This is a genomic window from Nocardioides sp. NPDC059952, from assembly GCF_042730435.1.
GTDB lineage: Bacteria > Actinomycetota > Actinomycetes > Propionibacteriales > Nocardioidaceae > Nocardioides.
Genome location: NZ_JBHWLY010000067.1, coordinates 20,477 through 33,968, shown reverse-complemented (window position 1 = coordinate 33,968; position 13,492 = coordinate 20,477). Strand labels below are relative to the sequence as shown.

Annotated in this window: 12 protein-coding genes; 1 reads left to right on the top strand and 11 read right to left on the bottom strand. The window is 69.4% G+C overall.

Annotated elements, in window-relative coordinates; all coding sequences use genetic code 11:
- Positions 1-30: 30 nt before the first annotated feature.
- The 9 genes from ACFV9G_RS23665 to ACFV9G_RS23625 all read right to left on the bottom strand — a co-directional run bounded on the left by ACFV9G_RS23665 (position 31) and on the right by ACFV9G_RS23625 (position 10,600).
- A complete protein-coding gene (locus ACFV9G_RS23665) occupies positions 31-1,428 on the bottom strand; it encodes an alpha-amylase family protein (protein WP_378730540.1) in 1,398 nt (465 codons plus the stop codon).
- 162 nt (positions 1,429-1,590) lie between these two features.
- Positions 1,591-2,757 (bottom strand): lipid-transfer protein, encoded by a 1,167-nt coding sequence (locus tag ACFV9G_RS23660; protein ID WP_378730538.1) that lies wholly within the window; start codon positions 2,755-2,757, stop codon positions 1,591-1,593.
- A complete protein-coding gene (locus ACFV9G_RS23655) occupies positions 2,754-3,137 on the bottom strand; it encodes a MaoC family dehydratase (RefSeq protein ID WP_378730536.1) in 384 nt (127 codons plus the stop codon). The genes ACFV9G_RS23660 and ACFV9G_RS23655 overlap by 4 nt, the downstream gene beginning before the upstream one ends.
- Positions 3,134-3,538: a Zn-ribbon domain-containing OB-fold protein gene (locus ACFV9G_RS23650; protein ID WP_378730534.1), complete on the bottom strand. Its 405-nt coding sequence runs from the start codon at positions 3,536-3,538 to the stop codon at positions 3,134-3,136. The genes ACFV9G_RS23655 and ACFV9G_RS23650 overlap by 4 nt, the downstream gene beginning before the upstream one ends.
- Positions 3,535-4,068: a MaoC family dehydratase N-terminal domain-containing protein gene (locus ACFV9G_RS23645; protein WP_378730532.1), complete on the bottom strand. Its 534-nt coding sequence runs from the start codon at positions 4,066-4,068 to the stop codon at positions 3,535-3,537. The genes ACFV9G_RS23650 and ACFV9G_RS23645 overlap by 4 nt, the downstream gene beginning before the upstream one ends.
- The gene (locus ACFV9G_RS23640; RefSeq protein WP_378730530.1) at positions 4,065-6,242 is read right to left on the bottom strand and encodes an acyl-CoA dehydrogenase; all 2,178 of its coding nucleotides are present in this window, start codon (positions 6,240-6,242) and stop codon (positions 4,065-4,067) included. Before ACFV9G_RS23640 ends, ACFV9G_RS23645 begins: the two co-directional genes overlap by 4 nt.
- 51 nt (positions 6,243-6,293) lie before the next feature.
- Positions 6,294-6,692, bottom strand: a complete 399-nt coding sequence (locus ACFV9G_RS23635; protein ID WP_378730527.1) for a hypothetical protein — start codon at positions 6,690-6,692, stop codon at positions 6,294-6,296.
- Positions 6,689-8,392: a right-handed parallel beta-helix repeat-containing protein gene (locus ACFV9G_RS23630; RefSeq protein ID WP_378730543.1), complete on the bottom strand. Its 1,704-nt coding sequence runs from the start codon at positions 8,390-8,392 to the stop codon at positions 6,689-6,691. The genes ACFV9G_RS23635 and ACFV9G_RS23630 overlap by 4 nt, the downstream gene beginning before the upstream one ends.
- An 81-nt stretch (positions 8,393-8,473) precedes the next feature.
- On the bottom strand, positions 8,474-10,600 hold the full coding sequence (locus ACFV9G_RS23625) for an acyl-CoA dehydrogenase family protein (protein ID WP_378730525.1): 2,127 nt from the start codon (positions 10,598-10,600) through the stop codon (positions 8,474-8,476).
- 161 nt (positions 10,601-10,761) lie between these two features.
- Between ACFV9G_RS23625 and ACFV9G_RS23620 the strand changes: the two genes are divergently transcribed.
- Positions 10,762-11,397, top strand: a complete 636-nt coding sequence (locus ACFV9G_RS23620) for a TetR family transcriptional regulator (protein WP_378730524.1) — start codon at positions 10,762-10,764, stop codon at positions 11,395-11,397.
- Positions 11,398-11,494: 97 nt separating this feature from the next.
- Here the strand turns inward: ACFV9G_RS23620 and ACFV9G_RS23615 are convergent, their stop codons facing one another.
- A complete protein-coding gene (locus ACFV9G_RS23615; protein ID WP_378730521.1) occupies positions 11,495-12,325 on the bottom strand; it encodes a hypothetical protein in 831 nt (276 codons plus the stop codon).
- Complete coding sequence (locus ACFV9G_RS23610; RefSeq protein ID WP_378730518.1) at positions 12,303-13,466, bottom strand: hypothetical protein; 1,164 nt, start codon at positions 13,464-13,466, stop codon at positions 12,303-12,305. The genes ACFV9G_RS23615 and ACFV9G_RS23610 overlap by 23 nt, the downstream gene beginning before the upstream one ends.
- Positions 13,467-13,492: the final 26 nt, after the last annotated feature.

Sequence of the window (13,492 nt, the reverse complement as noted above, 5' to 3'; positions counted from 1 at the left end):
GGGTCGGCGCCGGACGGTCGGCCGAGGGGATCAGCTGCAGGTCGGCGCGCCGACGTGCAGCGCGAGGGCGGTGTTGGACCCGAGGGTGGCGGTGAACTGACCCGAGCCGTTCACGGTGACGCTGTTGCCGGTCTGTACGTCGCAGTAGGCGCCCGCCGCCAGCGACGTCTGGAAGGTGCGGGTCAGCGAGCCGGACTCGTGGTTGATCGCGACGTACGCCTTGCTGCCTCGACCGAAGGCGATGGCGTCGGCGCCGTTGTCCCACCAGTTGGTGACGGACTGGCCGCGAGCGGTGTTGCGGAGGGCGACCATCTTCTTGATCTCCGGCCACGCGTGCTGGCACTTCCAGCCGTCCTGCCAGCAGGCGTTGACCGCGCCGCCGTTGGGCGGGCCGGCGTCCTTGTCGCTCCACTCGTAGCCCGAGTTGATGTCGGGCGAGCCGTAGGGCCAGGCCAGCATGAAGACGTTGGCCAGGGTGTAGTTCGCGCCGTCCTTGTAGTTGAGCGTGTCGCCACCGCGCTCGGTGTCGTGGTTGTCGACGAAGACGGCCGAGCTGCCCGAGGACATGTAGCCCCAGCCCTCGCCGAAGTTGTTCAGGTAGGCGAGGTTCTCGTTGTTGAAGACCCGCTTCAGGTCGCGGGCGTAGCGGAACTCCTGGACGTCGCCGTTGCCCAGGTACTCGCTGGGCGAGACGACCTCCCCCGCGCCGTAGATGGCCTCCTGCTTCCAGTAGACGTTCGGGTTGCTCAGGCGCGACTTGATGTTGGCCAGGTCGGAGGCGGCCATGTGCTTGGCGGCGTCGATCCGGAAGCCGTCGACGCCGAGCGAGAGCAGGTCGTTGAGGTAGCCGGCGATCTTGCCGCGTACGTAGTCCTCGCCGGTGTCGAGGTCGGCGAGGCCGACCAGCTCGCACTCCTGGACGTTGGTGCGGTCCTGGTAGTTGCTGATCTGTGCGGTGCAGTTGTCGAGGTCGTAGGACGAGTAGAGACCGGGGTAGTCGTACTTGCTGTAGGACGAGCCACCCGTGCCGGTGCCGGAGCCCGCGGACATGTGGTTGATGACGGCGTCGGCGACGACCTTCACACCGGCGGCATGGCAGGTGTCGACCATGTTCTTGAAAGCGGTGCGGTCGCCCAGCCGGCCCGCGATCTTGTAGCTGACGGGCTGATAGGACGTCCACCACTGCCCACCCTGGATGTGCTCCTGGGGTGGGGAGACCTGCACGTAGCCGTAGCCGGCCGGGCCGAGGGTGGTGGTGCACTCCCTGGCTACGGAGGCGAAGTTCCATTCGAACATCACCGCGGTGACGTCCTTGTCTCCCGGTGGCGCGGCCTGTGCCGAGACCGGGATCGTGAGCGCGACAGCAGCTCCCGCCGAGAGGGCAAGTGCGGCAGCCATGGCGGTTCTGGCGATGGATTGTCTGGCCATGGTTCCTCCTATGTCGAAGGCTGAATCTTGCTGCAAGATCTTGCAGAGAGACCGTAGGGTGATCGCCGTCACACGTCAACCCTCAGGAGGCCACAGAAAGAACTTGCACCGCCAGAAAGGGATCTGACGGTGCAAGTGTTTGCGCAAACTTTCAGCGCGCGGTCAGGAGGAGGTCAGGACCAGCCCGCTCGTGGGTACGCCGGTGCCCGCGGTGACGAGCACGCGCGCGGCGCCGGCGACCTGGTTCACCGAGGTGCCGCGCACCTGGCGTACGCCCTCGGCGATGCCGTTCATGCCGTGCAGGTAGGCCTCGCCGAGCTGGCCGCCGTGGGTGTTGATCGGGAGGCGGCCGCCGAGCTCGATGGCCCCGTCGCGTACGAAGTCCTTGGCCTCTCCCCTGCCGCAGAAGCCGAGCTCCTCGAGCTGCATGAGTACGTAGGGGGTGAAGTGGTCGTAGAGCACGGCGGTGTCGATGTCGGCCGGGGTGAGACCGGACTGGCGCCAGAGGTCCTTGGCGACCACGCCCATCTCCGGGATGCCGATCTCGTCACGGTAGTAGGAGGTCATCACGTACTGGTCGGCGGCGCTGCCCTGGGCGGCCGCGGCGATGGTGACCGGCGGATTGGCCAGGTCACGGGCCCGCTCGGGACCGGTGACGACGATCGCGACCGCACCGTCGGACTCCTGGCAGCAGTCGAGCAGGTGCAGCGGGTCGGCGATCATCCGGGAGGCCTGGTGGTCCTCGAGCGTGATCGGCTTCTGGTAGAAGAACGCCTTCGGGTTGGTCGCGGCGTGGCGCCGGTCGGCGACGGCGACGGCACCGAAGTCGGCGCTGGTCACGCCGTAGTCGTGCATGTAGCGGCGCGCCTGCATCGCGACCGTCGCCGCCGGGGTCGAGAGGCCGAGCGGGTAGGTCCAGGAGTTGTCGATGCCGTTGGTGTTGACCTGCTGCGCGGCCCACGACTGCACCTGGCCGAACCGCTGGCCCGAGCGCTCGTTGAATCCGCGGTAGGCGACGACGACGTCCGCGACGCCCGTCGCGACCGCCATCGCGGCCTGCTGGATCGTCGCGCACGCGGCGCCGCCGCCGTAGTTGATGCGGGAGAAGAACCGCAGGTCGCCGAGGCCGAGCTCGCGGGCCAGGGCGATCTCTGAGCTGGTGTCCATGGTGAACGTGGTCAGCCCGTCGACGTCTGCCGGGGTGAGCCCGGCGTCCTTCAGCGCCGCCCGGGTCGCCTCGACGCTGAGCTGGAGCTCGGAGCGCCCCGACTCCTTGGAGAACTCGGTCGCGCCGATGCCGACGATCGCCGCCTTGTTGCTCAGGCTCATGCGGCGACCCTCACGGTCCCGGTCACATGGGCACCGAGGGAGACCGAGCCGGTGACCTTGATGGTGGCGACACCGTCGGCCACCTCGGTGACCTCGCCGGAGAACGACAGCGTGTCGTAGGGGTAGGCGGGGGCGCCCAGGCGGATCGAGATCCCCTTGATCTGCACGTCGGTCCCCGCCCAGTCGGTGACGTAGCGCTCGCACAGCGCCGTCGAGGTCAGGATGTTCATGAAGATGTCCTTCGAGCCGGCAGCCTGGGCACGGTCGCGGTCGTGGTGCACGTCTTGGAAGTCGCGCGTCGCGATCGCGGTCGAGACGACCAGCGTCGGGGTGATCGGGAGCTCCCAGACGGGAATCTTCTCTCCGGTACGCACCTTCATGGCCTCCTCCAGATCGGGAGCGTCAGCTCCTCGTCGATGACGTTCCAGTCGACGACGAGTCGTTCGCCGATCTGCAGGGCGTCCTCGCCCTCGGGTGGCACGCCGGTCACCTCCGCCACGATGCGTACGCCCTCGGGCAGGTCCAGCAGCGCCACCACCAGCGGGAGCTCCTTGCCAGGGAGCTTCGGGGCATGGATCGCGGTGAACGAGTAGACCGTTCCCTCGCCGCTCGCGACGACGTAGCCGCGGTCGTAGGCGTCACAGGCCAGGCACGCCGGGCCCGGCGGATGCCGGAGCGTTCCGCAGGCGTTGCAGCTCTGGATCCGCAGCTCCTGCTTCGCGGTGCCTTCGAAGAAGTACGCGTTGTCCCGGCCGATCACCGGCCGCACCGGGCCGCTCATGCCGTCACCTTGGGGACGAACTTGAGAACCCGGAACAGCATGGTCGCGACCCGCTCGCTGTGCCCATCTTCGTGGCGCACGTACCAAGTGCTCCTCGAGGTGACGAAGTAGCCGACACCCATGCCGGTGCTCTTCGGGCCGACGACCGAGTCGAGCGCGGTGGTGACCCGCACCTGCTCGCCGACGCGGAGGTAGCGGTCATAGCTCTGCTCGGAGTTGGTGCCGAGGACGCCGTTGAAGCCGGCGTCGGTGAGGACGTTCATCATCGCGTGCAGCGGATCGCGGTCGGGATGACGACCACCCTGGCCGTACATCGTCCACACCTGCGCCATCGACGGCGGAGCCTCGCCCTGGTGGAACCGCTCGGACTCCAGGCCCATCGCCTCGAGCCAGTTGTTGATCGTGGGCTGGTTGACCAGGTCGCGGGCGTCGCGTTCCGCGGCCTCGCCCCACGCCTTGACCTCCTCGGCGGCGGCCATGATCTTCTCGTGAACGGCCTCGTCCACGAGCAACTGCTTCTCCGCGTTCATCGGGGCACCCTCGGCATCTCGAGACCGAACATCGCGATCAGCTCGCGCTGGACCTCCTGGACGCCGCCACCGAAGGTGAGCACGAGGTTCCGCTTCGCCTGGGCGTCGAGATAGTCGAGCAGGCTCCTGGTGACCGGATCGCCGGGATCGCCGTGCCGGTGGACCAGTGCGATCAGATCGGCGAGCAGGTGCTGGACCTGGTCGGCGGCGAAGACCTTCGAGGAGGAGGCGTCGGCGACCTCGATCTCGCCGCTCTCGGCCGCCCGCGCGACCTCCCAGTTGAGCAGCTCGTTGACGCGGAAGACCGCGGTGGTCTTCCCGATCTGCGCGCGTACGTCCGGGCTGTCGGCAATGCCCTGAGCGGTCGCCCAACGCAGGACGCGGTCGCGCAGACCCTCGATGCGACCGGCCGGGCCGAGCATGACGCGCTCGTGGTTGAGCTGGGTCGTGATCAGCTTCCAGCCCTTGTTCTCCTCCCCCACCAACATGTCGACCGGGACGCGCACGTCGTTGAAGTAGGTCGCGTTGACGTGGTGGGAACCGTCGGCGGTGATGATCGGGGTCCAGGAGAAGCCCGGGTCGCTCGTGTCGACGATCAGGATCGAGATGCCCTTGTGCTTGGGGGCGTCCGGGTCGGTGCGGCACGCGAGCCAGATGTAGTCGGCGGCGTGGCCGCCGGTGGTCCACAGCTTCTGGCCGTTGACGACGTAGTGGTCTCCGTCGAGCCTCGCCGTCGTGCGGAGACTGGCCAGGTCCGTGCCGGCCTCGGGCTCCGAGTAGCCGATCGCGAAGTGCACCTCACCGGCCAGGATCCGGTTGAGGAAGAGGTCCTTCTGCTTCGTCGAGCCGTAGCGGATCAGCGTCGGGCCGACTGTCTGCAGGGTCACCGAGGGCAGGTGGACGTCGGCGTACTGCGCCTCGTTGGCGAAGATCGTCTGCTCGACCTCGCCGAGACCGTGGCCGCCGTACTCCTTCGGCCAGCCGACGCCCATCCAGCCGTCGTCGCCGAGCTGCTTGATGAGCTTCTGGTACGTCGGGCCGTGCCGGTCCCAGGAGCCCTCCGGGCCGGGATCAGCCGGCTCTTCGTGGGCCAAGCTTGCGAAATAGGCTCTGACCTCGGCCTTCAGCGATCGCTGGGCCTCGGTGAGCTCGAGGTTCTTGGTCCCCTCGGTCTCGACCGGGACGGCCTCGGCCGGGGTGTCGAGCAGATGGGCGATGTCGGTGCCCCAGGTCGTGAACCCGAGCAGGGGGTAGGTCACGTCCACCCCCATGCCGCCGTGGAGGTGGTGGCAGGTGCGGAAGGCGTACGGCGCGACATGGCTGGCCCAGTAGGCGGCGACCTTCAGGTCGACCGTCGCGGCTCGCTGGTCCGCGATGGCGGCGACCGCGTTGTCGGCAGCGAGGTCGAGCGTGCGGGAGGTGACGTAGACGTCTGCCATCTGCAGCGCGACCGCCTGGAACTCCGCGAGGGCACGGCCGAACTGCTGCCGGTTCTTCACGTAGGCAGCGGTGAGATCCCGCGCGCCGGCAAGCACGGCCGCGGCGCTCACCGCCAGCCCGGCGGTCGCGAGGCCGGTCAGAGTCTCGTAGGCTCCCTCGCCCAGCGGCTCTGCCGCGGCACCGTCGAGCACCACGGTGTGCTGGGCCGGCTCACCCGACGTGCTCGCAGGAGCCAGCGTGACGCCCGGACCGCTTGGATCGACGAGCACCACCACCGGTTCCCCGGTCTCCTCGGCGGTCGCGGTGACCAGGAGGCGCGAGCTCTCGGCGGCGTAGGTCACTGCGGTCTTGCGACCGCTGACGGTGCCGTCGCGGTAGGCGGCCGACGGTTTCTGTGGTCGTCCCGGCTCGAGCCACGCCGGGGTCAGCAGCGTCTCGCCGCTCGCCACGCCGGGCAGGATCGCGTCCTGCTGCTCGGACGTCCCGTGGCGGGCGAGCGTCAGCGCGCCGACGGCGAGCGTCTCCCAGACCGGCACCCGCACCGCGTTCCGGCCCGCCTCCCGCAGCAGGACCGCGACCTCGGTCAGCCCGAACCCCTCGCCACCCTGGGCCTCCGGCACGGGCAGCGCGGTCAGGCCGGCACTCGCCCAGGCCGACCAGTCACCCCGGTCGGTCTCGCGGGCAAGGACCTCGGCCACCACGCTGCGTACGGCATCGAGCGTCTCGTCTCCCATGCCGAAACTGTAACGTGTTCTACTTCGTGGCGCGAGGGTCGGTCTGCAGATTCAGAGGATCAGGTTGCCCAGATCACGGACGATCTGCTGACCAATCTCGGCTGCGCCCTGGTTCGCGCCTACGACGGCACCGGTCGCGATCCCCGCGACCACGCCCTTGAGGTAGTTGATGCCCCGGCGTACGACGGTGCGATCAGGCTCCTCCTTGGCGACCTCCGCCAGGACCACCCGGCCTTGGACGACCGCGTCGTTCAAGTCGTCCTCGGGGAGCCCGAGGGCGCCGAGCTGCTTCAGCACCTGGGCGACGACCGTCGCGATGTCCTCCCCTGCACCCACCGAGATGGACTGATGCTGGACGCTCTTCCGGTTGCCCATCGCCATCTGCCCGTTGAAGTCGCCGAAGAACATCGGCTCGTTGTAGATGTTCCCGCCGTCACCGCTGCCGCTCATCGATCTTCTCCCTCACGTTTCTGGACCTGCTCCACGGACTCGTTGCCCATGGCGATCTGCCCGCTGAACTCCTTGAAGAAGATCGGCGTGTTGTAGATGTTCGTCACCTGCGCGACGAGTTGGTCCTTCGCACTCGCAGCGCTGGTCATGACGGTCCGAAGCGAGGAGGTCAGTCCGACGACACGCACGTAGTCGTTCTTGGTCACCGCGAGCCCGGCGGCTGCCGTCACGGTGCACCCGGCGATCTGACCGCTGCACTTGTCGAGCAGACGGAAGCCGATGTCAGCCGCGTCCTCCACCGTGGTGTCTCTGACGTCGACGAGGGCGTCATGGAGCCCGATGACGCCGATCGCTCCGGGGCCCCGGAGTCGGCTGCCTTCGAGGACCAGGGTGCTGGTGGCCATCGCGATCATCCCGAACGACTCCAGGTCGCGCAGCTCGGACCTCTTCACCACCAGGCTCGCCGAGCCCTGGACGCCGGCGCCGGCCCCCGAGTCCGCCACGACGCTCTCCGAGATCGTCAACCGGGCCCCGTCCACCGCCGAGACGGCGAGCGGGCGGCATTCACTGAGCCTTGCCCGACCGAACCTCCCCACCGACGTCCCTCGGGCGTCCAGTCCGACCGGGGTGTCGGTGACGACCAGCTCGTCGAAGGTCGCCGACGAGGCCCCGAGAAGCCTGACGCCCGCGAAACTGAGCCGATTCAGCCGACAGTCGCGGAAGCGGCCCTCAGCCCCCTCGACGGCGATCCCCACCGACGAGCCCTCGATCGTGCAGCGGCTGACGTCGACCGCGCCCCAACGGCCCACGTCCGCGCCGTCACCCTTGATGAACACCCCGATCGCCCCGGGGTCTCGGATGACGCAGTCGCTGAAGGTTCCAGCGCCTCGCTCGGAGATGTTGATCCCGGTCTCCAGACAGTCCAGGAACGCGCAGTCGCTCACTGTCGGGTTCGCACCCGAGCGTGAGGAGAGCGCGTGCCGGGCCTGGCGCACCGTCACGTTGCGTACGCTTCCGGTCGCGCCCTCGGCGAAGCCGATCGCGGTGCCCGTGTCCTCGATGGTCGTGCCGTCGATCTCGGCCCGCGCGGCAGCGCCGATGACCGCGACCATCGTGTCGTGGCACGAGACGAAGCGGCCCGAGAGGATCGTCGCGGACGAGCCCGCCTCGACACGGACCGCGCTGTGCCGAGGACGCTCGACGCGGCAGTCGCGAACATCGAGGCGCGCACCCTCGATCACCGCGATCGCGTTGTCCGGACAGTCGAACAGCTCACAGCTCACGACGACGCCCACGGCTCCGGCGAAGAGCACCCGTCCACCACGGAAGGTGGAGTCACGCGCCTCGACCCGGGTGCCCGGCGCGGCCCAGAGAGCGATGCGACCGCGGGTCTCGACGTCGATCTCATGAGCCTCGAGCGACCCACCCCGACAGACGACCGCCTCGCCTGCATCGGCATGGAACCGCAGCCCCGACAGTCTCACCGTGCCGTCGCTGTCGAGAACCTGGCCCGCGGACGAGCGGATCGTCACCGATCCGGGCTCCCGGGCAACCAGCGACACGTTTCCACGCACGACCAGCTGCTCGTCGTAGGTCCCCGGCTCGATCAGGATCCTGGTCTCCCTGAGCGAGCCGGCAGCCTCCGAGAGCGCCGCCCCGATGGTGGAATGGCCGCGTCGCGCGCTGCCCGTCACGCGCATCGTCTTCACCGACAAGCGCCGCCTCCCTGGGTAAAGGTTCGACCCGAGCAGCCTAGCGGCTCGCAGCTGTGGCGGCTCTGACTATCTGGGCAGGCCGAGGATCTGCTCGGCGGCCACGTTGCGGAGCACCTGGGTCGTGCCGCCGGCGATGGAGAGGCAGCGGGTGAGCTGGGACTGGTGCAGGTCCTCACGGACCTGCGGGTCGTCGGTGAGCGCCAGCGGACCGAGGAGGTCGACGACGAGCTCGGAGGCGTCCTGGCGGTTGCGTACGGTCAAGAGCTTGACCACCGAGGACTCCGCGCCGGGTCCGCGCCCGGCGAGCGCCTTGAGCGTGGAGCGGACGCCGAGCAGCGCGCAGACCGTGGAGAGCGCGACGGCATGGCCCACCCGGGCGAGATCGGACTCGCCGCGGTCCTTGGCGAGCTCGACGGCGCGTTCGACGCTGCCGCCGAGGTTGGTCGAGGCCATCGCGACCCGCTCGTTGGCCAGCGTCGTGCGGGCCAGGCGCCAGCCGCCGTCGACATCGCCCACGACGAGCTCGTCGGGCACGAACACGTCGTCGAGGAACACCTCGTTGAAGAGCGCGTCACCGGTCAGCTCGCGCAGCGGGCGGACGTCGATCCCCTCGCTGCGCATGTCCACCAGGAAGTAGGTGATGCCTTTGTGCTTGGGGACCTCGGGGTTCGTCCGCGCGAGGCAGATGGCCCAGTCGGCCTCGGCCGCCAGGGAGGTCCACACCTTCTGGCCGGTCAGCCGCCAGCCCCCGTCGGCCCGCTCGGCGCGGGTGGCCAGCGAGGCCAGGTCGGAGCCGGCGCCGGGCTCGCTGAAGAGCTGGCACCAGACGATCCGACCGCGCAGCGAGGCTTCGACGAACCGCTCACGCTGGGCGTCGGTGCCGTGCTTGAGGATGGTCGGCACGGCCCAGCCCGCGATCTTGATGTCGGGGCGGGACACCCCGGCCGCGGTGAGCTCCTCGTCGATCACGAGCTGTTCGACAGGACCGGCACCGAGGCCGTACGGAGCGGGCCAGTGCGGCGCGAGCAGAGCGGCGTCGACGAGCGCGTCGCGACGCTCCGCCTCGGGAAGCGCCGCGACCGTCGCGACCGCCTCCCGCACTCGGGGACGGACCGCCTCGTCCTTGCCGTCGAGGTCGACACGGACCGAGCGGCGTACCCCGGCCACGGCGTGCCCGGCCAGCGCGACCGCGTGGGCGTCGCCGCCACCGAGGAGGCTGCGCAGGGCGACCCCGCGGCGCAGGTAGAGGTGGGCGTCGTGCTCGAAGGTGAAGCCGATGCCGCCGAGGACCTGGATGCAGTCCTGGGCAGCCATGACGGCGCCGTCGATCGCCGTGGCACCCGCGACCTCGGCGGCGAAGGACCACTGATCGGGATCGGCGTCGTCGGCCGAGGCGGCCGCGTCCCAGGCGGTCGCGGCCACCGCCTCGGCCGTCTCCAGCATCTGGGCGCACAGGTGCTTGATCGCCTGGAACGACCCGATCGGCGCGCCGAACTGCTCGCGCACCTTGGCGTACTCCACGGCCGTCGTCAGGCACCACCGCGCGATCCCGGCGGCCTCGGCGGCAGCGAGGGTGAGTGCCGTACGCCGCACCGCTTCGACGCGCAGTCCCGGGACCTCGACCGCCTCGCCGGCGTCGACGTCGACCTTCACCTCGGCGACCCGCCTGGTCAGATCGGGGCCCACCTGGGGACGTACGTCGACCTGCTCGGCCGCGACGAAGAACCAGCGCTCCGCGCCATCGGACCCGCGGGCGCCGAGCAGCAGACGTGCCGATCCCCCGCCGTCGTAGACGACGGGAACCGTTCCTCGCAGGCGCTCACCGAGCTCCAGGACCGGGTCGAGCGCGATCCCGCAGCCCCCGGCGGCGACAGCACCCACCACGTCGCCGAGCCCGGCCGCGCCGGCATGGAAGGCCGCGACCGCACTGCCCAGCAGCGGACCCGGGAGCAGCTCGTGGGCGCAGGCCTCGAGCGCGACGGCCGCGTCCAGCAGCGTTCCGCCACCACCGTTCGGCTCGGGCGCCGCGATGGCGGCGACGCCGTACTCCTCGACACCTCGCCACACCTCGCCGAAACCTGCGGAGGCGACGCCCTCGGCGGCGCGGGCGAGCGCGATGCCGCCCAGCCCTTTGGCCCAATCGCACAAGCTTTCGCTGAGGGCTTGGTGTTCGTCGGTGATGCCGATCGGCACAGGAACCTCCTACTATTTCCGCGGCCTCTGGAATAGAGACTGATGTAGAACGTGTTACAAGTCTAGACTCACGGAAGAACGTGTTTCACTCTCGGGCGCCGATGCGGTTAGCCTGAGATCCACAGATCGAGATCCGGTCATAGTCCTAGGGGGGACAACCAGTGACGTCCGTCAGCACGGAGCCACGAGACACCGACGGCCCTACCCCGGCCACCGCACCCACCGGCGGTTCCGCGGCCCAGCGAGAGCGCCGCCGGCGCATCCTCGACGCCACGATCAAGCTCGCCGCCGAGGGCGGCTTCGACGCCGTGCAGATGCGCGCGGTAGCCGAGCAGGCCGAGGTCGCGCTCGGCACCCTCTACCGCTACTTCCCCTCGAAGATCCATCTGCTGGTCTCCGCGCTGGCGCGTGAGTTCACCAAGGACGTCGACCGCTCCGCCATCCGCGCGACGCCGGGCGACACCGCCCACGAGCGGATCATGTACGTCCTCAACCGCCGCACCCGCGCCCTGCAGAAGCAGCCCAAGCTCACCGAGGCCCTGGTCCGCGCTTTCATGTTCGCCGACCAGTCGGTGACCGGCGAGATCCACGAGGTCGGCACCAGCCTGACCACCGTCATCGCCCGCGCCATGCACGGCACCCCCGACCACGGCGAGGTCACCGAGGAGGAGGCCGCCATCATCCGGATCATCTCGGATGTATGGCTCTCCGCCCTGATCTCCTGGGTCACCGGCCGCATGGACTCCGAGGACGTCGAGAAGTCGATCGACGTAGCCGTACGCCTCCTGCTCCGCTGACCCTGCCGAGGCGTCACTCCGGTCGGCCGAAGCGTCACTCCGGTCGGCCGAGTCGGCACCGCAGTGACGTGTCGAGCGACGTAGCTGACGCCTCGGCCTAGTTGCAGTCGGTCGGCTTCTCGATGGTCGCCGCCTCCTCGGGTGTCATCGCGTGGTCGCAGCTTCCGTTCCAGGTGAGATCGTACGGATGGCCCTCGGCCCAACCGGTGATAGCGAACGGTCGGTCGCCGGGCGCCTTGATCGTCATCGTCTCGCGCTTGCCGTGGTCGACGTAGTCGGCCTCGAGCACCCACTGGCAGGTAGGTCCCGCGCTGGTCGCCTCGATCGAGATCACCACGGTCTCGCCCTTGGCCAGCGTGACCGTCCCACCGTCGAAGTACGCCGAACCGTCCTTCGCCGAGGTCAGCTGGGGGACGTTCGCGTCGATGGCCGTCGTCAGCTCGATCTTTGTGCCTTCACCCTGCGGGAGGTCCTCGACGAGCGTTCCGGCCTCGAGCCGCTTCGTGCACGGTCCGGTCCGTTCGGGACGCAGGTCGGTGATCACCACCGGGTCACTGTGGCGCCCGACGAGGGTCAGCTCCCAGGTGATGTAGCCGGCGGCGTACCACTCGTGCTGGGCCTCCCACTCGGGGTCGTTGATCGACTCCGTCGCATCGCTCCGGCTCTCGAACCGCCCGGCGTCGGCGTTCGGGATCAGCACACGACCGCTCACCGGCTGACGGCGTACGTCCACGACCTTGATGCCGTCGCCCGGCTCGCTCCAGCCGTCGGGCAGCAGGCCGGCGAACAGGCTCTGCAGGCCGGAGGTGAAGGTGGCGGCCAGAGCCACCAGGATCACGCCGACGACCCAGGTGGCCGGCTTCCTCACCAATGACGCCAGCCGCCCCTGCTTGGAGGCATCGGCCTCACTCGACCTCTGCTTCGGCATCAGCCTGCGCTCCTCTCGAGAATCGGTGGGCGATGGCCACCGCGACGCCGGTGATCCAGCCGAAACAGACAGCGAATCGAACGCCCCGAGCGGCGGTGTCGAGCGCCCAGTAGGGAGTCGCCAGGGCGAACTCGTCCTCCGGCGCGAGCGCGCCGACGAACAGGCCGACAACCGCGGCGAGCACTGTCAGGACGCCCCAGCACAGCAGCACGATCGAAAGTACGCCCGGCCCTCCCTCGCGTGGCCATCGCGTCACGACCACCAGGATCACCAGCCACACCAGCACCGCGAGAGCGGCCGAACCCAAGGCCGGCGGCAACCAGACCGAGGTGTCGAAGCTGCCGCTGAGGGAATGCGGGTTGTGCGGCGGCGAGAGGCTGGCATGGGCGAACCAGACCAGGCGGACCCACGCCTCGCGAGGACCCACGTCCGTCCCGTACGGGTCCGCGTCCGGACCGTAGTCCCAGACGAAGCCTCCGACGAGAGCCAGCACGAGTATCGGCAGCACGCCCCACGTCGCGATCCGGGCAGCACGCGCCCGTCCGAAGACCTCCCTCGACGCTTCCGGCGTCGCGCCGTCATCGTCCGTTCCGCCGCCCGCGCGCAGGGCGAGAGCGGCAATCTGGGCGAACGCCGCGGCCGCATAGGCCGCGTAGCCGCCGACCACACCCACGACCAGACCAAGCCAGATGCCGTCGTCGGGCACCACCCAGATGACCGCCGGCAATGACGACGGCCCGCCGCGGATTCCGAGGACGGTCTGGAAGATCACGAAGAGGTTCGTCAGGCCTCCCGCGAGAACGCTCGCGCACAGCACACGCCCGGCAACCGCGTAGGCGCCGTCCGAGGCCGTACGCAGGCTCGCGTAGACCAGAGCCACGAGCAGGGCCGTGAACACCGCGGTCGGCCAACCTGACACCGGTGCGACGGGATATCCCTCGCTCATCACCGCCGATCCCCACAGGAACGAGAACCCATCGACCATCCGGGCCAGCACGTCCCCGAACCAGGCGAATCCTCGTGTGCTCCACAGCGCTGAGATGTCGCCGACGTACACCGGGATCGCCAAGGCCAGGCTGTAGAGGAACGCGAACGCGCTGAGCACCGCAACGGTGGCGAACGCACCGCGTCGTCGAGACATGTTCAGATGGCCTTCGGTTCGTCCCC

Excerpts from the sequence above, each read along its gene's own strand:
- ACFV9G_RS23665 (WP_378730540.1), bottom strand. The coding sequence starts at position 1,428 with ATGGCCAGACAATCCATCGCCAGAACCGCCATGGCTGCCGCACTTGCC.
- ACFV9G_RS23660 (WP_378730538.1), bottom strand. The coding sequence starts at position 2,757 with ATGAGCCTGAGCAACAAGGCGGCGATCGTCGGCATCGGCGCGACCGAG.
- ACFV9G_RS23655 (WP_378730536.1), bottom strand. The coding sequence starts at position 3,137 with ATGAAGGTGCGTACCGGAGAGAAGATTCCCGTCTGGGAGCTCCCGATC.
- ACFV9G_RS23650 (WP_378730534.1), bottom strand. The coding sequence starts at position 3,538 with ATGAGCGGCCCGGTGCGGCCGGTGATCGGCCGGGACAACGCGTACTTC.
- ACFV9G_RS23645 (WP_378730532.1), bottom strand. The coding sequence starts at position 4,068 with ATGAACGCGGAGAAGCAGTTGCTCGTGGACGAGGCCGTTCACGAGAAG.
- ACFV9G_RS23640 (WP_378730530.1), bottom strand. The coding sequence starts at position 6,242 with ATGGGAGACGAGACGCTCGATGCCGTACGCAGCGTGGTGGCCGAGGTC.
- ACFV9G_RS23635 (WP_378730527.1), bottom strand. The coding sequence starts at position 6,692 with ATGAGCGGCAGCGGTGACGGCGGGAACATCTACAACGAGCCGATGTTC.
- ACFV9G_RS23630 (WP_378730543.1), bottom strand. The coding sequence starts at position 8,392 with ATGCGCGTGACGGGCAGCGCGCGACGCGGCCATTCCACCATCGGGGCG.
- ACFV9G_RS23615 (WP_378730521.1), bottom strand. The coding sequence starts at position 12,325 with ATGCCGAAGCAGAGGTCGAGTGAGGCCGATGCCTCCAAGCAGGGGCGG.
- ACFV9G_RS23610 (WP_378730518.1), bottom strand. The coding sequence starts at position 13,466 with ATGTCTCGACGACGCGGTGCGTTCGCCACCGTTGCGGTGCTCAGCGCG.